The sequence below is a fragment of the Candidatus Rhodobacter oscarellae genome, assembly GCF_001078595.1.
In the GTDB taxonomy this organism is placed as follows: Bacteria; Pseudomonadota; Alphaproteobacteria; order Rhodobacterales; family Rhodobacteraceae; genus Rhodobacter_B; species Rhodobacter_B oscarellae.
Window position 1 is genome coordinate 973,850 of record NZ_LFTY01000001.1, and the last position, 17,685, is coordinate 991,534.

20 protein-coding genes are annotated in these 17,685 nt (G+C 60.9%); 18 read left to right on the forward strand and 2 right to left on the reverse strand.

Annotated elements, in window-relative coordinates; translation table 11 throughout:
* Positions 1 to 9 precede the first annotated feature (9 nt).
* On the reverse strand, positions 10 to 1,290 hold the full coding sequence (locus AIOL_RS04770; protein WP_049641817.1) for a phage portal protein: 1,281 nt from the start codon (positions 1,288 to 1,290) through the stop codon (positions 10 to 12).
* Between the two features lie 168 nt (positions 1,291 to 1,458).
* On the opposite strand from AIOL_RS04770, the gene AIOL_RS04775 reads away from it, so the two are divergent.
* From AIOL_RS04775 to AIOL_RS04820, 10 genes are all read left to right on the forward strand, one after another.
* The gene (locus tag AIOL_RS04775; RefSeq protein WP_152912355.1) at positions 1,459 to 2,403 is read left to right on the forward strand and encodes an XkdF-like putative serine protease domain-containing protein; all 945 of its coding nucleotides are present in this window, start codon (positions 1,459 to 1,461) and stop codon (positions 2,401 to 2,403) included.
* On the forward strand, positions 2,400 to 3,335 hold the full coding sequence (locus tag AIOL_RS04780) for a P2 family phage major capsid protein (protein WP_049641819.1): 936 nt from the start codon (positions 2,400 to 2,402) through the stop codon (positions 3,333 to 3,335). Before AIOL_RS04775 ends, AIOL_RS04780 begins: the two co-directional genes overlap by 4 nt.
* 3 nt (positions 3,336 to 3,338) lie before the next feature.
* On the forward strand, positions 3,339 to 3,761 hold the full coding sequence (locus AIOL_RS04785) for a hypothetical protein (protein WP_049641820.1): 423 nt from the start codon (positions 3,339 to 3,341) through the stop codon (positions 3,759 to 3,761).
* 9 nt (positions 3,762 to 3,770) lie between these two features.
* Positions 3,771 to 4,274, forward strand: coding sequence for a hypothetical protein (locus tag AIOL_RS04790; protein WP_049641821.1), 504 nt, complete (start codon positions 3,771 to 3,773; stop codon positions 4,272 to 4,274).
* Complete coding sequence (locus AIOL_RS04795) at positions 4,271 to 4,741, forward strand: phage baseplate assembly protein V (RefSeq protein WP_049641822.1); 471 nt, start codon at positions 4,271 to 4,273, stop codon at positions 4,739 to 4,741. The genes AIOL_RS04790 and AIOL_RS04795 overlap by 4 nt, the downstream gene beginning before the upstream one ends.
* Positions 4,738 to 5,091 (forward strand): GPW/gp25 family protein, encoded by a 354-nt coding sequence (locus AIOL_RS04800; RefSeq protein ID WP_235438876.1) that lies wholly within the window; start codon positions 4,738 to 4,740, stop codon positions 5,089 to 5,091. The genes AIOL_RS04795 and AIOL_RS04800 overlap by 4 nt, the downstream gene beginning before the upstream one ends.
* On the forward strand, positions 5,088 to 5,984 hold the full coding sequence (locus AIOL_RS04805) for a baseplate assembly protein (protein WP_049641824.1): 897 nt from the start codon (positions 5,088 to 5,090) through the stop codon (positions 5,982 to 5,984). The genes AIOL_RS04800 and AIOL_RS04805 overlap by 4 nt, the downstream gene beginning before the upstream one ends.
* Positions 5,977 to 6,708, forward strand: coding sequence for a phage tail protein I (locus AIOL_RS04810; protein WP_049641825.1), 732 nt, complete (start codon positions 5,977 to 5,979; stop codon positions 6,706 to 6,708). Before AIOL_RS04805 ends, AIOL_RS04810 begins: the two co-directional genes overlap by 8 nt.
* Entirely contained in the window at positions 6,705 to 8,759 is a 2,055-nt protein-coding gene (locus AIOL_RS04815; RefSeq protein ID WP_082152412.1) for a phage tail-collar fiber domain-containing protein, read from the forward strand. The genes AIOL_RS04810 and AIOL_RS04815 overlap by 4 nt, the downstream gene beginning before the upstream one ends.
* Before the next feature lie 108 nt (positions 8,760 to 8,867).
* A complete protein-coding gene (locus tag AIOL_RS04820) occupies positions 8,868 to 9,911 on the forward strand; it encodes an IS110 family transposase (protein WP_049641827.1) in 1,044 nt (347 codons plus the stop codon).
* A gap of 333 nt (positions 9,912 to 10,244) precedes the next feature.
* On the opposite strand, the gene AIOL_RS04825 is transcribed toward AIOL_RS04820, so the two are convergent.
* Positions 10,245 to 10,433 (reverse strand): hypothetical protein, encoded by a 189-nt coding sequence (locus tag AIOL_RS04825; RefSeq protein ID WP_049641828.1) that lies wholly within the window; start codon positions 10,431 to 10,433, stop codon positions 10,245 to 10,247.
* Positions 10,434 to 10,455: 22 nt separating this feature from the next.
* Between AIOL_RS04825 and AIOL_RS04830 the strand changes: the two genes are divergently transcribed.
* The 8 genes from AIOL_RS04830 (at position 10,456) to AIOL_RS04865 (ending at position 17,685) form a co-directional block, all read left to right on the forward strand.
* Positions 10,456 to 11,247: a hypothetical protein gene (locus AIOL_RS04830; RefSeq protein WP_152912356.1), complete on the forward strand. Its 792-nt coding sequence runs from the start codon at positions 10,456 to 10,458 to the stop codon at positions 11,245 to 11,247.
* Positions 11,247 to 11,714, forward strand: coding sequence for a hypothetical protein (locus AIOL_RS04835; protein WP_049641830.1), 468 nt, complete (start codon positions 11,247 to 11,249; stop codon positions 11,712 to 11,714). The genes AIOL_RS04830 and AIOL_RS04835 overlap by 1 nt, the downstream gene beginning before the upstream one ends.
* A gap of 2 nt (positions 11,715 to 11,716) precedes the next feature.
* Positions 11,717 to 12,886, forward strand: coding sequence for a phage tail sheath subtilisin-like domain-containing protein (locus AIOL_RS04840; protein WP_049641831.1), 1,170 nt, complete (start codon positions 11,717 to 11,719; stop codon positions 12,884 to 12,886).
* 15 nt (positions 12,887 to 12,901) lie between these two features.
* On the forward strand, positions 12,902 to 13,408 hold the full coding sequence (locus AIOL_RS04845) for a phage major tail tube protein (RefSeq protein WP_049641832.1): 507 nt from the start codon (positions 12,902 to 12,904) through the stop codon (positions 13,406 to 13,408).
* A gap of 13 nt (positions 13,409 to 13,421) precedes the next feature.
* The gene (locus AIOL_RS04850; RefSeq protein WP_049641833.1) at positions 13,422 to 13,715 is read left to right on the forward strand and encodes a phage tail assembly protein; all 294 of its coding nucleotides are present in this window, start codon (positions 13,422 to 13,424) and stop codon (positions 13,713 to 13,715) included.
* A gap of 220 nt (positions 13,716 to 13,935) precedes the next feature.
* Positions 13,936 to 17,034, forward strand: a complete 3,099-nt coding sequence (locus AIOL_RS04855; protein WP_160314407.1) for a phage tail tape measure protein — start codon at positions 13,936 to 13,938, stop codon at positions 17,032 to 17,034.
* Positions 17,027 to 17,482 carry a phage tail protein gene (locus tag AIOL_RS04860; protein WP_049641835.1) on the forward strand — a complete coding sequence of 152 codons (456 nt, stop codon included), beginning with the start codon at positions 17,027 to 17,029 and terminating at the stop codon, positions 17,480 to 17,482. The genes AIOL_RS04855 and AIOL_RS04860 overlap by 8 nt, the downstream gene beginning before the upstream one ends.
* Positions 17,479 to 17,685, forward strand: coding sequence for a tail protein X (locus AIOL_RS04865; protein WP_049641836.1), 207 nt, complete (start codon positions 17,479 to 17,481; stop codon positions 17,683 to 17,685). Before AIOL_RS04860 ends, AIOL_RS04865 begins: the two co-directional genes overlap by 4 nt.

The following is a 17,685-nucleotide window of genomic DNA, read 5'->3' on the forward strand; positions in this document are numbered from 1 at the left end:
TCACACCCCTCAGGATCGTGCCAGGAGGGCCACAAGGGCATCTATTGACCCAGAGGGTGCCGAGCGCTCAATGGGCGCTCCTGAGGCCGCTGAGCCGCTCTGAGCGGAATTGGCCAAAGCGGGCATGAGCACACGCGCCTCCTCGGCGGTGATGATCCCTGCACTCACCAGCCCTGGCAGGTCCTTGGCGTCGTCGCCTGGTGGGGTCAGATCGAGCGGGCGGAATGCGATCTCGCCCGCGCCAAGCGTTGCCTCGGCATTGCCTGGCTTGAGGCCCAGCTCTTTGAGGAGCGGGCGGAGTTGGTCCAGCATGCGCCGCCGCTTGGGTTTGAGGGTCAGATGCTCAAAGGTGAAAAGCTGCCCCGTCACCTCGCCACCACCGCCGAGCTGGCCAGCGGTCATGATGCCCAGGACGCGCGGCGGGGTGCCGTGCGCCACGGGGATGCGATCCCGCGCGGCATCGATCAGCTTGAGGAAATCCCCATCTTTGACCTCAGCGGTGAGACGCTTGATGTCGATCTCGCCCTCCTCGCCAGTGGTCATGACCAATGTGCGGTGGGCGTTGTCGAGCCCTTGGTGCTCATTGCGGAAAAAGTCCTGGATCGCCTTTTTCTGAGCGGCGGATGGGGTCAAGCCTTTGAACGTGATCGCATATTCCGGGATCGCGTTATTTTTGAAAAACGAGGCGTTGTAGCGGGTCGCGGCCAGTGCCAGCTCCAGCATGCCCTCAGCACCGATCCATGTAGGCAAGGCGTAGCGCCGCCCCATCGGGCAAGGCTCGCGCAGGTGGATAATCTCGCGAGCGGTGAATGTCACCTTGCGCGTGTCGCCATTGGGCTTGCCGATGCGCTGGAGGTAGCCATCACGAAAGCGGCTCATGGTGATCGCAGGCAAGCGCCGCAACGCGATGATGCGCTCGCCATCACTGGACCTGATCACCTGGAGAAAGGCGTTGCCATAGGTGCCAAGGTCAAGATCGAGCAACATGAATAGCTCGGTCGCGCCGGTATCGCAAAGCTCCTCGATGCGATCAGCCTCCCCCAAGAGACCGCCGCCAAATGCGCCCTCGGCTTTCACATGGATCGCGCGGCTATGCTCAGCACTGGCCCGGTAAAGGGCTGCGAGGTTGCGCACCGGGATCGGCCAAAGAAACTCCCCATCCAAACCGACCTCGGCCCGCGACGTGAGCAAGCCATCAATTTCGGATTTATGCACCGAGATGGTGACCGCCTCGGCGGTGGATTGGGTCTCTTTTTCGGAGCCTGCGGGTGGGGTGTCATCTTTGCTCATGAGCAAAGAGATACCGCGCAAAACAGGGCCGCAATAGCCCCGCGAGTGCAGTCTAACCCATTGAAAGTTTAGTTATAAACCGGAACACCCTTACCTATCTGGCACGGCATCAACTGATCGGGCAAGAGTGATTTCAGGAATTTTTTGAAACGCTCAGGAGGCGAGCCATTGGCTAAGCTCACAGACCTATCAGTCAGCTTTCTTTCCCTGGTCAAAACACCGGCCACGGGCAAGGGCATGACCCTGAAAGCCGCCGATGGTGAGCGCCCGGCTGCCTTCGATTTGGTGGTCAAAAATGACGACATGATGCGCGCCTATGGTGTGGTCTACGCGCCTGACCAGGAGGACGCGCATGGCGACACCGCCGATGCTGACACTATCCGCAAAGCGCAAGCTGAGTTCATGCGCGAGGGTCGCCTCAAGAACATCGACACCGAGCACTCATTCACCAGTGAGATGGCCTATGTGGCCGAGAGCTGGCTGGTGCGCAAAGGTGATCCTCTTTTCCCTAATGAGCCTGAGGGCTCTTGGGCTGTGGGCATCCAGATCGGTGATCCCGATCTCTGGAAGCAACTGAAATCCGGCGAGCTGACTGGCATCTCATTGGCAGGCATCGCTCGCATGGAGCCTGGGCCGGATGATCCCGCCCACCCTCGGTACACCGAGAAAGACGCCGCGCCTGGATGGGTCGAGCGTTTCATCAAAGCGCTGACCGGCGTGAACCCCCAAGAACCTGTCGAGGAGACTGACATGACCAAAGATGAGGTCCAGGCATTGGTTGGCGAAACACTGAAAAGTGTGCTGCCCGATGCGCTCAAGGACGCAATGAAATCCGCTGGCGAACCGGCCCCAAAAGCCGATGCGGCTGAGCTGGCAAAGGCCAAAGAGCTCTTGAAAGCCAACGGCATCGACGTGCCCGATCCAGCACCCAAAGAGGACGCTGATGATCTGGACGCCAAGATCGCCAAGGCCCTCGAAAAGGCCGTGGGCAAGCCCAAGGAGGCTGAAAAGGACATCGACCAAAAGATCGATGATGCAGTGACCAAGGCACTGGCCAAAGGCGCAACCGAAACTGACCCCACTGCGGGCGAAACCGTGGAGAGCTTCGCATGAGCCTGATCACCATCAACGGCCAACAGATCGACGATATTGTCGCGGTCTCCAAAGGCATGATCGATGCCGAGGACCTGCGCAATGGCGGTGAGCTGAAACCCCAGGCCGCATCCCGTCTGATCACGATGCTTTTTCAGGACACGTTTCTGACCAAGATCACAACCGAACGCATGACACGCCTGACCAAGGATGTGGACGTGCTGGACATCATGCGCCGCCAACTGGTGCGCGTTCCCCAGGGCACTGACCCAGATGTCGGTCAATTCGGCGATGCGGCTGAGTTCGGCTGCAAACTGTCGGCGCTGGATGTGCAGCTTTTCCCCACCCTGACCTTGGATTTCCTGCGTGAAAACAAGGACAACCCCAACCTGTTGAAAGAGATCGAGACGGGTTTCAACACTCGCCTGACCACTGATCTGGTCGATCTGGGTTTCAACGGCATTGCCGATGATGCGGCGGGCGCTGATCGCGCGGCCAAGTTCATCCGGCTCAACAAAGGTTGGCTCCAGATCATGCGCGATGCGGGCAACACGCCTAAGATCGACATTGATCCTGCGACCGATGGCTGGATTGCGTCTCTGCGCACGATCATGGATGCGTCTGACACGCGGTTCCGCAGCTCCTCGGTGTTCCTCATGAATGAGGCCGATGCCGATGAGTATGCGCGCGAGCTCAATGCGCCGATCACCGGCACGGCGATGAATGCCGATAGCCCGTTGCGCCGCTTTGAAGGCAAGCCCATCGAGGCCCACCCTGACATGCCACGCGGCTCGGTGGCGTTCACGCCGCTGAAAAACCTGGTCTATGGCGTGAGCACTGATGTGCGCCGTGATCGCGCCTATCACTCGCGCAAGCGGGTCCTCGAATACACCTTCGATATGGCGGTGGATTATGAGGTGGCGGTCAAGCAAGCCGCTGTCCTGGGCGAGTAACCCATGCCTGAGGCCGAAACCGTCACACCGGCTGAGATCAGAGCCTTTGCCAACCTCCCTAGCGAGGTGCCAGAGGCTCTCCTCACCATGCACATCGAGATCGCCGAGCGCGCGCTCGCAAGTGCTGCCGGTGTGGCGGTTGCGCCTGATGGCCTGGAGCAAGAATGGATCGAGGCGCTCACTGTGCGCGCCCTGGCCAGTGTCTTTCCCTGGCTCAACACCTTCGCGCTCGATGGCGCGGCCAAGGTGGGGCGTCTGGAGGGATCGGTCGAATACCGTTTCCTCGATGCCGATGAGGTCGAGGCGAAAGTCAAAGGATTGATGTGCCGTTTCGAGGAGCTGGTGGCCAAAGTCACCCCCGCCGATCCGGCTGATGAAACACCCGATCAGGCCAGCGCTGACACCGCCTGGCTTGGCGCTATCTGAGGACCGTTTATGCGCCTGCGCACCCGCCTTTCTGAGGAGCTCAAAGCCCGCCTGATCTCCACCTTGCCTGAGGTGGTGGAGACGGTCTGGGATCACGTTGCCGTTGTGGTGATGGTCGAGCAACTCAAATTCACCTCAGCCGGAGGGCTGGAGGGTGACTGGGAGCGCCGCACCCAATTTGAGGGCGTTGTGCGCGCCGAGCTGCGCGCCGATGCCATCGATAGTCTGGAAGTCGAGCCCCTTATCGCCAACCTGGTGGCTGATCCGATTTTCCTGGGCTTTGATGCTGATGAGATCGGCCAGCTCAGCGAAAAGGCCCGCATTGTGCTGGCCGAGTGGCGTGACACCATCCGCGATCAGGATGTGGCCAGCGCCTTGCGCTTCACCGTCACCGGCACCATCGCCGCCTATCATGGCCCAGCGGTGCGCCCCGAGCTCCTGGTGGGTCAAGCGCCTGACATCGGCCCAGGCAATGAGGGCGCATATGTTGCCCCGATTGGCGGTGACGCATGAGCGATTTCGATACCACCGAGAATGACCGCCGCCTCGCCAATATCGCCCAGATGGGTGTGGTCGAGGAGGTCAAGTATTCCAACCCACCCAAGGCGCGGGTGCGCGTGGGTGAGCTGCTCACCGGCTGGCTGCGCATGGGTGTGCGCCGTGCTGGCGATGCACATGAGAGCTGGGCCTATAGCGCGGGTGAGGAGGTCCTGGTGGTCTCGACATCCGGCAACATGGCCCAGGGCGTCATTGTGTGCAGCTTGGCCAACGGTGCCAACGTGGCTCAGGCGGCGGCTGGCAAGTTCAAAACAACCTACCCAGGCGGCGAGATCATCGAGATCGCTGGTGGCGTGGTGACCATCACCGCGCCTGGCAATGTGATCGTGAACGGCGATGTGATCGCCAACGGGGTCAGCCTGATCAATCACGTCCATAGCGGCATCACGCCTGGCCCAGCCGATACGGGGAAACCCAAATGAGTGTGATTGGCCTTAACGCAAACAACGGACGCGCCATCGATGGCCTGGATCACTTGCGCCAATCGGTGCGCGACATCTTGATCACGCCCTTGGGATCGCGCGTCATGCGCCGCGACTATGGGTCTGGGCTCTTTGAGCTCATCGATGCCAACCTGACACCGCTCACCCTGGCCCTGATCTATGCGGCCACCGTCGATGCCCTGCGTAAGTGGGAGCCGCGCTTGCGGGTCACTCGCGTCCAGGCCGAGGCTTTGCCTGAGGAGCTGGAGAGCGGGCGCATCTCAATCACCGTTGATGGTCAATATCTGCCCAGCGGTGAGGAAATCCGGCTCGATGGGGTGGTGCTATGAGTTTCACGGCCATCAACCTGGAGCGCTTGCCCGCGCCGCAAATCATCGAGCAACCTGAATTTGAGACCATCTTTGAAGCCCGCAAGGCGCGGTTGATCGAGCTTGCGCCTGATCTTGCGCCGGTTTTGGAGTATGAGAGCGATCCGCTGGTGCAGCTCCTCCAGGAGGATAGCTATCGCGAGCTCCTCTTGCGCGCCGCCGTCCAAGACGCGGGCAAGGGAAACCTCCTGGCCTATGCGCCTGGCGCGGTCCTCGATCACTTGGCCGCGTTCTATGGTGTCTCACGCTTGGTGATCCAAGAGGCGGATGCGACCGCCAGCCCACCGCTTGAGGAGGTGCTGGAGGATGATGAGCGCCTGCGCGCCCGCGTCCAGCTTGCCCCTGAGGGGTTTACCACGGCGGGATCAATTGGCTCCTATACGTTCTGGGCGCTCTCGGCCTCGGCGGATGTCAAGGACGTGGCGATCCTGGAAACCGACACACCCGTCGAGGTGCGCATTGTCGTGCTTGGGGCGGATGGGAGCGGTGTTGCCGATGCCGATCTCCTCGCTTTGGTTGATGAGACCACCCAGCCACGCCGCCCGCTTACCGATCATGTGATGGTAGAGGCGGCCAGGGTTGTGACCTTTGAGGTGGAGGCAACGCTTACCCTTTATGAGGGGCCGGATAGCGCCCTGGTGCTCCAGGCCGCGCGTGACGCGGTGGAGGTATTTGTCGCTGAGCACCATCGCCTCGGGCATGACATCACGGTTTCTGGCCTTCATGCGGCGCTCCACCAGGCCGGTGTCCAGAATGTGCGTCTGACGCAGCCAACTGAAAATCTGGTCATTCCAGAGGACACCGCCGCCTATTGCACCGCAATCACCGTGCATATGGGAGGTCGCGATGTCTGATCTGGCCAGCCTTCTCCCCCCTAGCGCCACCCCCGCGATGCGCGCCATCGAAACCGTCATGGCTGAGCGCACCATCGGGATTGAGACGCCAATCGGCACCCTTTGGAATGTCGATGATTGCCCCGCTCAGCTCCTCCCCTGGCTGGCATGGGCTTTCTCGGTCGAGGTCTGGGATGCGCGCTGGCCTGAGGAGTATCGCCGCCGCATCGTGCGCGAAGCCGTGAGTTTGCACCGCCAAAAGGGCACCAAGCAAGGGTGCGAGCGCGCGCTTGCAGCCCTTGGAATTGAGGCTCAGATCGATGAGTGGTTTGAATACGGTGGACGCCCAGGCACGTTTCGTGTGGTGGCCAAAGCTACACTCGACCTCATCGGCGATCCGACCTTGCCTTTCTTGAGCCTGGAGCTGCGCGATCAGGTCACCCGTGTTTTGCAATGGGCCAAGCCCGTGCGCGCGCATTTCGACCTCGCGTTTCTGCTGGAGTTTACCGAGGCCGTTGCAATCGCGGCGGGCGGCACGGCCCGCCATCGCGCAGAGCGCAACATAGCCCCGGCCATCCGTTCTGAGGGCGAAACAGAAACCGGCATGTGCGCGGGATGCGTGGCTCATGCCCGCGCCCGCAAGGACGTGGCCCCATCGGTCCAGGCGACCGGCGCGGCCTTGCGCAGTGGGCTTTGCGGCTTTCGCGCCACCCATCGGCAGAGACTTGAATTGGAGGCAGGATGACCACCGCAGCTTATGAACCTATTGTCACTCAGGCGGGATTGAACGCCGCCGCCCGCGCTCAGGCCGATGGCCGTGTGCTCCAGATCACCCATGTGGCCGTGGGCACCGGGGGCTATGCGCCCACTGGTATGGAGATCGCCCTGAGCGATGAACGTGCCCGCGCGCCGGTCCATCGCCGCAAGCACATCGAGGGCGCGATCTGGCAGATCGCCGCGACGATCACGGGCGATGCGGACTATTTCGCCAGTGAGGTGGGCTTTTTCGCGGATGATGAGGGCACCCCGGTGCTCATGTTCGTCTACTCCTCAACTGAGCGCGTGTTCGCCGCCGTCACCGATGGCCAGGAAACGCTCTTGGAGCTCAACGTCTCACTTGCCGCCGTTCCAGCCGGAACGGTCGAGTTCTCTTTCCTCGATGCGGATATGACCATCCAGGAAGTGCTTGACGACATGGCGGGCGAGCACTTGCCCGGCAACAACTTCAACTTCGCGCTGACCCGCAACAACAAAGAGCACCTGCATATCAGCATGGAGCAATTTGAGCTGATGGCCCAGGTGCGCCGGGGTTATGGGCAATCGGGTGTGCGCATGGGGCGGCACTATAGCCAAGGGGGCGATGCACCCTACCATCGCCCGAGCGTGGTGAATTTCGCGGCCTTTGGGGTTCACAACCACCCCAACTATCCGCTGATGTGCGGCATGCCTGAGATCACCGCCATCGTGAACGGGCACGAGGTCAACACCCGCCACATCGACTATAAGATCATCCATTCCATTGGTGATGCCTATCTGGCCGTCGAGGATGCGGTGCCGCCCGCCGTGCCTCCATCGGTGGCCGCTCAGGCAACGGCAGAGGATCAGATCACCGAGATGCGTGAATACCTGCGCGCCTTTGGGGCCAAAGACCCATCGATCCGCGATTATCGCCCTCATTTCGACACCTATGCCTCAGTGCTTGAGGTCTGGCTGGAGGAGCTGGACGGCGACACGCTGGCCGATACGTTCCCCAGTTTCCGTCACCAGCTTGCCAATGCTGGCCACAAGAAAATGAACGATGATTACATGGCATTGCTGGCGTCTGGCCTGAAATCCCGCTTTGAGAATGACGATTTCAAGCCCACGGTGGTGCGCGTCATGCGCCCCGATGGCCAACCGCAATTCGCGGTGCTGCGCTATCGCCTGAGCGCTGTGCGCCTGGGCACCTATGCCGAATATCCGGTGCATGAGATGGTGAGCCAGGTTGATGATCCGGCCACGCGGGTGCGTAAGAACACAACCGATGAGGCTATGGCTGCTAACCGGCTAGGCCGGTTCCGTGTAAACCACGCGATTGGCGATGCGGGGCTGGCCGAGCGTTGGGGACCTGGGCTTCTCGATGAAATTATGGGCAAGGTGCCCGGCCTTGATGGCTTGGGCGCAACCATCCACGAAGACTACATCGACACAGACACGAGCTATAACGAGTTCACTCAGCGGCTCATGGAGTTCAAGACCTCGGATCGGATGAATTCGGCCTTCTACCGCCGTTTCTATTCCTATGAGACATCGGGTGCGGCGGGGCGACGGGATTACCGCTTTGGCTACAACGATCCCTATCTATTCCGGGCCGCGACCACTCGGTCTGAGGTCACGGCGTTGCCCGGCATGGGCGGCAACCACCGTATCTCCTGGGCGATCCCGATGGAGCTGGTGGTGGCCACACCGCTCGGCTCATGGAACCCCTACAACGTGGCCGAGGGCGCGTGGCCGAGCGGCGATGGCAACACCGCAGGCACGGCCTATTCCAATGCCCACCGCAATGGCCGGTGGTACATGACGCCCTCGGCGCTCTTTGATGGCGATGGCGGGGCGCTCGATCCAGCGGATACCGACAATGCCGCCTGGATGATGTGTGGCGATGGACAGGCGCGGCTCATGCGCGGCTCTGGCGTCTATGTCCACATGCCAGAGATGCAGGGCATCCAGACCGCCCGCATCCGCTACCCCATCGCGCCGGTTCACCATGAAGATACCGTAATGGGCCTCGGCGCGAATCTCGGTCGTTACGCTTGAAGCGGTGTCGCAGAGAGGGTGTCGTTGCCCTTTGATACGCATGATGCGTGTCTACGAGGTCTTGCCAGATGGCGCGCCTCAATTCCAAAGAATAGAAAGGACAACGACATGGATATCTTTATCGGACTGGACGTCTCTCTGGCAAGCACGGCTGTTTGCGTGCTCGGTGATCGCGGCAAGATCCTGAAGGAAACTGACGTCGCCAGCGAGCCGGAAGTGTTGGTCAGCTTCCTCAAGGCCTTGCCCTGCGAGATTACCGGGATTGGCCTGGAAGCGGGTCCACTGTCCCAATGGCTTCACAAGGGGCTGACCGAGGCCGGGCTACCCGCGATCCTGATGGAAACGCGGCAAGTGAAGGCGGCGCTGAAAGCAAGCCCGATCAAGACGGATCGGCGGGATGCACAGGGGATCGCGCATCTCCTGCAGATGGGTTGGTTCAGCGCCGTGCACTGCAAGTCGGTTCCTGCTCAGGAAACACGCGTGTTGCTGACGGCGCGCAAGGCGATCCAGAAGGTACTGATCCAGTTGGAACTGTCGGTGCGGGGCGTGTTGCGCAACTTTGGCCTGAAGATGGGACCCGTCTCGAAAGGTCGCTATGACCAGCGGGTCAGGGACCTGGCGGCGGGCAATACTGTGCTGAAAGCGGCTATTGAGCCGATCCTGCGTGCCCGCGCAGAGCTGCGAAGGGAACTTGCGGGGTTCGAGAAGATGGTGCGCGATCAGGCGAAGATCGATCCGATCTGTCGCCTGCTGATGACCATGCCCGGTGTGGGTGCCGTCGTTGCGCTGACGGTGAAGGCCGCGATCGATGATCCCACACGCTTCAAACGATCTCGTGATGTTGGCCCCTGGGTCGGGCTGACGCCGGGGCGGGATGAATCCGGCGAGCGGTCCATTGTGGGCGCGATCACCAAGGTCGGAGACGCAGGTCTCCGGGCGGCGCTCTACCAGGCGGCCAACGTGATGCTGCATCATGGCGGCCCGAACTGGCTCAAGTCCTGGGCGCTGCGCCTTGCCGAGCGTCGTGGGAAGAGACGTGCCACCGTGGCGCTGGCCCGTCGCATCGGCGTGGTGCTGCACCGGATGTGGGTGGATGGAACCGGGTTCCGCTTCACCCGTGACGAGGCGATGGCGCTCCGGCAGAACGCCTGAGCGCCCCGCATCCATGATTGAAATGTTTTCAGCACAAGGAGCGTTCGGCCGCACCTGACGGTGCCGGCCCACCAGTGTCCCAGCCGGGACGCGGTCCCCGATGATGTACGCAAGCTGCCATCTGCCGACCCGTTCCAGGGTTGAGCGCGCCCTGAAGATCGACACTCGGGAGCCGAACCGGACAAGGTATGAAGTTGGCAGCCATTGCGCTGACCACGGACGGAAGCACGAGCCCGGCGCAGACACATCACGGTGAGCAGGCATGCCGACAGGCGAGGCCAACAACACTGGCATATTCCCCATCGCCACAGCACAATCACTCCGCTGTGAACCTCACTGCGCCTGGCAGGCACCCCGGAAACCTTCGTCGGTTCCCGGGTTTTTGAGGGTGAAAACGCTGTCCTTGACATCAACTGGCCCATTACGGAAGGCAGCTTTGAGTTCGGCCATATGGAGGCCGTCCGGCTGGAAACGCAACGGGCCATCGCGGCCATCGCAAACGAGGTTCACGAAATGAAGCATACCGCTCGCTATGGAGGCAACAATGGGGCTTGAGAACAGCATTTCCGAAATGATCGAGCGGCAGGATAGCCTCTCGGATAAGGCAGATGCCGCTGAAAACCGGCACGAAACCTACATGGGCCAAACCTCGCCGGGTTTGCAGCCGCTTTTGGGGCTGGCTCCCAATCAATGCGGCGTGGACACCAGCGGCGATGGCCTGCCCGATGGCTGGTATTTGCCCGCCAATGATGGCTTCACATCGTGGGCGCATGCGGGGCAGACAACCACTGGCGCGGCAGCTACGGAAATCCCATCCGGTGGCATTGAGGAGGAGTTCTACAACGGTATTCCCAACTCGCCCAATCCAAGTTTCCGCAACCATTCCATCCACTTTTGGCGCTTCTCTTGGGATTTAACCGCCGGAGGCGCACCCGCAACCATCGCGGTCCTATCCTATAGCAACGTGCCTTTCACGGGCATGATGGGCATGTGGGTAAAGGAGGAGGTGCCCGGCGTTTTGGATCACCGAGTGTGGGGGCTTTATGACAGCAACGTGGTTCGAGGGCAGAACGACTGGGCGGTTTGGGCATCCCGCCAAACGCCGCGCAGCGACCTGTCTTATCCCGGCAACTACCACCACGCGCGTCTCGATCTCGATACCGCGCAAATCCCGAATGCCGGGTCCATCATCGTGGCCGCGCCGCAAATCCTCTCGACCGTGTTCCCCGTGGATGTGGCGGGCTGGGGTGTGTTCCCAGGCCTCAACCGCATCAACGACAACGGCGATTTCCGGCACGGGCTGAGCTACGTCACCAACCAATGGGAGTTCAAATAATGAAGATCATTCACAAGGGTTCTCATGTCCTAACAGTGAGCGGCTACACCTCTGTAGCCGATGCGCAAGCCGGTGTTTTGGGTATGATCGGAGATGGCTTTGATGCCGACACGGTCGAGCGTATCCCCGAAACCGATGAGGAGGCCCGCGCGCTCATCCGCGAGGGCATCGGCGCGGCGGCGGGTGACACGCTTTCGCTATTGGGCACCGCCAGCGATGGCGCGCAGCTCCTCCTTTTTCACCTGGCCACTTTGGTCAAAGGGCTCTCGACCGCCAACTCTCTGGCCGAGGTGCGTGATGCCACCGACGCCTTCATGCCGCTGGCCGATGCTTTCCTTGGCAAGGTTGAAGCGGGCGAGGTCAAACTGCCCTTCCAGCTCAAGGGCGAAGAGGCCGTCATGCTTGAGATCGAAACCCGCGCCACCGCCGTGGCGGACGCGCTTATCCACGCTCAGAAAGGAGGCTGATCATGCCTGAGCAATTTCTCCACGGCGTCGAGGTTGTCGAGATCGACACCGGCACACGCCCAATCCGCACCGTGCGCTCCTCGGTCATTGGCTTGGTGGGCACCGCCCCCGATGCCGATGCTGACAAGTGGCCGCTGAACACCCCGGTTCTGGTGGCTGGTAAGCGCTCTGATGCTGCTGGCCTTGGTGCCACTGGCACCTTGGCTCCTGCCATCGATGACATCTTTGACCAGGCGGGCGCTGTCGTTGTCGTGATCCGCGTCGAGGAAGGCGCTGACGATGCCGCCACGCTGAGCAATATCATCGGCGGCACCGATGATCTCACGGGTGCGCCTGAGGGCCTTCAAGTGCTCCTCGCGGCAGAGAGCGTGGTCAAGGTTGCCCCGCGTCTCATTGTGGTGCCTGAGTTCTCCCAGGAGCAAGCGGTGGTCTCTGAGCTGGTCTCGATTGCGACCAAGCTGCGCGCCATCATCATCGCCGATGGCCCTAACTCCACCGATGCGGACGCCATCACATACCGTGAAAACTTTGGCTCTGATCGCATCTATCTGGTCGATCCTTGGGTTAAGGTCTGGGATACCGAGACTAGCACCGAAATCGTGCGCCCCGCATCCGCCCGCGTGGCCGGTGTGATCGCCAAATCGGATGCCGAGCGCGGTTTCTGGCACTCGCCATCCAACCGTCTCATCGATGGGATCACTGGCACCGCGCGCGCCATCGATTTCACCCTGGGCGATGCGACATCGCGGGCCAATATTCTCAATGAGAATGAGGTCACCACCATCATCCAGCGGGATGGCTACCGCCTTTGGGGCAACCGTGGTCTGGCCGCTGATCCCAAGTGGGCCTTTATCAAGCGCCGCCGCGTGGCTGACATGATCAATGAGAGCATCATGCAAGCCCATTTCTGGGCGGTGGATCGCAACGCGGATCGCACCTATTTCGAGGACGTGATCGAGGGCGTGAACGCTTACGGGCGGCGCATGATCACCGTGGGTGCTCTGGTGGGGTTCAAGTGCTGGGCCGATCCCGATCTCAACACACCTGAGGCGCTTGAGGCGGGCAAGGTCTACTTTGACTATGATTGGGTCGAGACGCCCACCGCCGAGCACATCACTTTCCGTTCCATGATCAACAATGGCTACCTGTCTGAGGTCCTGCCAACGGCCTAAGGAGGGCTTGTTCCAATGCGTGATCTTCTGAAATTTATGAATTGCTTTGTCGATGGCTACGGCTTCGCCGGTGTCGCCTCGGCGGTCGAGGTGCCCAAGATCGAGGTCGCAACGCGCGATTTCTCGGCGGCTGGCATGGCCGGGCCAATCGAGGTGCGCATGGCGCGCCTGGCCAATGCGCTGATGTGCAAAATGACCTTCGAGGGTTTCGATCCTCATCTCTATGAGGCGCTCGACATCACCGAGGGCTCGACAATCCCTTTCACCGTCAAGGGCTCGACCGAGGACGGTGATGGTGTGACCCATGCGCACTCAATCAAGATGCGCGGTTTCATCAAGGTGCTGGATGAGGGCGAGTGGAAGGATGGCGAGAATGTGCCCCTCAAGCTCGATATGAGCTTGCGCTATTACAAGCGCGAGCGTGATGGCGTCGAGCTCTTTGAAATCGACCAGGAAAACATGATCTTTGCCCGCAATGGCACTGACCTCTTGGCCGAACATCGCGCCAATATCGGCCGCTGAGGGGAGGTAGCACATGGCACATACTGAAACCTATGAGCTCCAGTACCCTTTCACCCACAAAGGTGAGGAGGTGACTGAGTTGACCATCCGCCGCCCCAAGATGCGCGATCTCAAGAAATTCGAGGGGATCAAGGACAAGATGAAAAAGAGCTTCACCATGCTCTCTGATCTTGCCGAGATCGGCCCCGATACCGTGGAGGAGCTGGACCCCGTTGATTTCAACGCGGCCTCGGTGATGATCGCGGGTTTTTTGGGCGTATCGGAGGAGGAAATCCAAAAGATTTCAGGGCAATTTCCCTCTTCATGAGCCGACACTTTCACTGGCAACCATCCGAGATTGATGCGTTGCCAGTGGATGAGCTTCTCGATGCCTTCGAGGATGCCAAAGACTATCTGAGAATTGAGGCGGAGGCGCGAAACTCATGATCCCTACAAGTGTTGGCGTCGATGTCCTTGTGAGCCTGGCAGACAGGCTCACAGCCCCCCTCAGAAATGCAGAGGATACTGTGGCCAAGGCGAGCGAGCGCATGCAAAAGCGCCTAGCCTTGTCCATGAAGCTGGCGGGCGGTGGTGCCGCCGCCGCTGGTATCGCCTACGGTGCGCAACGCTTGGTCACGGGCTTCACCGATAGCATCCGCGATGTGGAGCGCGCCAAGGGCGAGCTGGCCACCTTGGGTGTGCGCGATCTCGACGCCGTGGTGCGCCGTGGTCAGGAGATGCAAATGCAGCTCGCAGGTGTCACGGCTGATGCCTTTGTGCGCGCCTCCTATGACATCAAGTCTGGGATCAGCTCTCTCACCGATCAGGGCGTGGCCGATATGACCGCCTCGGCCATGCTGGTGGCCAAGGCTACCAAAGGTCAGGCCGAGCAAATGACCTCCCTTTTTGCGACCTCATACGGGATTTTCAAAAAGCAGATGGAGGACCTCACTGACGCGGAATTTGGCGAGCAATTTGGCGCGGCTCTTTCCGCCTCGGTGCAGCAATTCAAAACCGATGGCGCGGCGATGCAACAGGCCATCGAGAGCGCGGGCGCGGGCGCGGTCAATCTCGGCATGGATATGACCGAGCAACTCACCCTCCTGGGCATGATGCAACAACAGATGCAGGCCGGTGAGGCGGGCACTGCCCTGCGCGCCTTTGCGACCAATGCGGCCAAGGCGCATGAGGCCTTTGGCAAGATGCAAGTGAGCGCGGATCGCCCCGTGCGGGTGCGCATCCTCGATGAGGATGGCGGATTGCGGGACATGCCTGACATCCTGGCTGATCTCCAGGCGCGCTATGGTGAGACGCTTGATGCCTTTGAGGCGGCTGAGATCAAAGAGGCCTTTGGTACCGATGAGGCGATGAAAATGATCAACGCCCTCTATGGCCAGGAGGCAGCGGTGCGCGCCAACGCTGATGCGCTTGATCACGCCGCCGAGCAAGGCTCTGAGTTCACATCCGTGATGGCCGCTGCTGCTGACAACAACTGGGATGCCACGATGGTGCTGATGTCCCAAAAGATGGACGTGATCACCCAAAAGATCGGCGAGCGTCTCTTGCCCGTTGTGCAGCGCCTGGTGCCCTATATCGACGCTTTCATCGCCACTGCCTTTGACTGGATCGATGCCAACCCAGAGCTGATCACTGGGATCGGCGGGGTGGTCGTGGGCTTGGGTGCTCTGGCGGCGGTGATCGCGCCCATCCTGATCGGTGCGGGTGCGCTGGTGAGCGGCTGGGCCATGATGAGCTTTGGGGCCACCAAGCTGGTGCTGAGCCTGGCGGGGATGGCCAAGTGGGTGCTGGGCGCGGGCAAAGGCCTCTTGTGGCTCGGTCGCACTGTGCTCCCCTTGGTGGGCAAGGCCGTGCTCTTTCTCGGCCGTGCGCTGATCGCTAACCCCATCGGTCTCATCATCGCGGCCATCGCGGGCGCTGCCTACCTGATCTATCAGAATTGGGAGCCGATTGCCGGTTTCTTCTCTGATGTGTGGGGGCGTGTCACCGATGCCGTGAGTTCGGCCTGGAGTTACATGCAAGGGCTCTTTGATCGCTACAATCCACGCGACATGATCACCAACGCCTGGCAAGGTGTGGCGGGCTTCTTTGGGCGGCTCTGGGATCGCATCAAAGGCGGTGTGAGCGCGGGCTGGGACATGATCAAATCCACGTTTCTCAACTATCATCCCGTGGGTTTGATCATGTCGAATTGGGATAGCATCGCAGAGACCTTTGCGGGCTATTGGGATAACATAAAGACGGGCGTTTCGACGGGATGGGAGGCCATCAAGTCGCGCCTGGCTGGGTTCTCGCCCGCCACCACAATCACCAACGCCTGGTCTGGGATCAGCTCAACATTTTCGGGATACTGGGACGCCATCAAAACGGGCGTTTCCACTGGTTGGAATGCGATCAAGACGCTCTTTCTGGACTATCACCCGCTCGGCCTGATCATTTCCAACTGGAGCTCCATTGCTGACACCTTTGCGGGCTACTGGACCTCGATCAAAGACGGGATCGCAACGGGCTGGGAGGCCATCAAAACCAAGCTCGGCGAGTTCGGCCCCGCTGCTCTAATCGAGGCAACATGGGAGGGCGTAGTCGATTGGTTTGGATCGCTCTGGGATCGTGTCAAAGCCAACTTCACTGACATCACCTGGGCCGATGTGCTCCCCGATTGGGATTGGGGCTTTATTAGCGAGTTTGACCTCACAGACGTGATTAAGTGGCCTGAGCCGCCCGATTGGTGGAAGCGCTTGATGGGTCAGGAGGTCGTTGATGTGGCCGTGCCGAGTGTTTCAGAGGGGGCAGGCTTTGAGGCTTTGCCATACCACCAACAGGATGCGGCGCGCGTTGTTGAGAGTGTGGTGGCGGCTGGGCCACTGCCTACCCCGGCTCATATCGAGGAGTTGGAGCTGGGCATCGCCGACATCAATGCGCAGATCGCCGAGGCTGAGGCCGGGATCGCCAATCTGGGCGATGGGCCAATGACGGGCATTATGTCGGTGCCATACCATGATGAAATCCGCGCCCTCACCGCTGACCTGGAGGGGGCAGAGGCCGAGCTAAAGGATGCGCGGGCCAGGTCCGATGAGCTGGGCGTGGCGCTCCAAGTGCTCTCGGAAACCGAGGCTAAACCAGAGATCAACACCAGCTCGGTGGATGAGGCCTTGGCCAAAGTGGCGCGCCTATCTGCATCTTTGAGTAATCTGCCAGGCGGGGCGTCCGTTTCCAGCGTCAACGGCGCACCCGTCCAAGCTCGCGCGAAGGGCGGCAAATTCAACCCCGGATGGGTGCTCAAGGGTGAGGAAGGTCCAGAGCTCGAATACCACTCAGAAGGCGGATACATCGCCCACAACCGTGCTTTGCGCAACATGCTGGACATGGCCACGCGCACCCGAGACATGGTGAGCGGCATTGGCTTTGATGGGCTTATGGGTGCGCCAATGCCTGCCCTGGCGTCTGTTGCGGCGTCTGGCGGCACGGCCATGCAACGTGGCCCGATCACCTTCTCGCCTCAGTATAACATGCCCCTGAGCTTCGATGGTGGCGTCGATCTTGATGAGGTGCGCACCGCCGTCCGCGCTGAGCTGAGCGATGCCGAGGACCGGGCGCGCGCGGATATGAGGAGCCTCTTGCATGACTAAAGTGATGATGATGCTGGGCGCTTATCCCTTCATGCTCGACACCGCCGCCTATCAGCGGCTCAAGCGCGTTTCGACCTATCGCTGGAAACAGCAAGACCGGATCGGGCGCAAGCCTGGCCAGCAATTCGTGGGGCCTGGTGCCGATCAGATCACCCTCTCAGGTGAAATCCTGCCCCACTGGAAGGGAGGCTATGGTCAGCTCGACCTCATGCGCGCCCAAGCGGATCGCGGCAAGCCTCTGGTGCTTCTGGAGGGCTATGGTGGCTTTGTCCTAGGCGACTGGGTGATCCTCAAGATCGAGGAGACCAAGAGCGAGCTGGAGGCGGACGGTGCGCCTCGCGTGATCGCCTTCTCGATCACGCTCAAGGAATATGGCGGCGATGAGGGTGGCTTTGGCGGCTTTGGCCTTGCTCTCGCGGCACTTTCAACATTGGCGAGGCTGACATGATCTATCGCACTAAGGATGGCGATGTCCTGGACCAGGTGTGCGCCAAGCACTATGGGGATGCCCCTTATAGTGTCGAGGAGGTTCTTGCGGCCAACCCTGGGCTGGCGGCGCATGGGCCGGTACTGAGCTCTGGCATCCTCATCGAGCTCCCAGCGGTCGAGGAGACCGCCCAGGAGAAACCCACAATCCGGCTCTGGGATTGA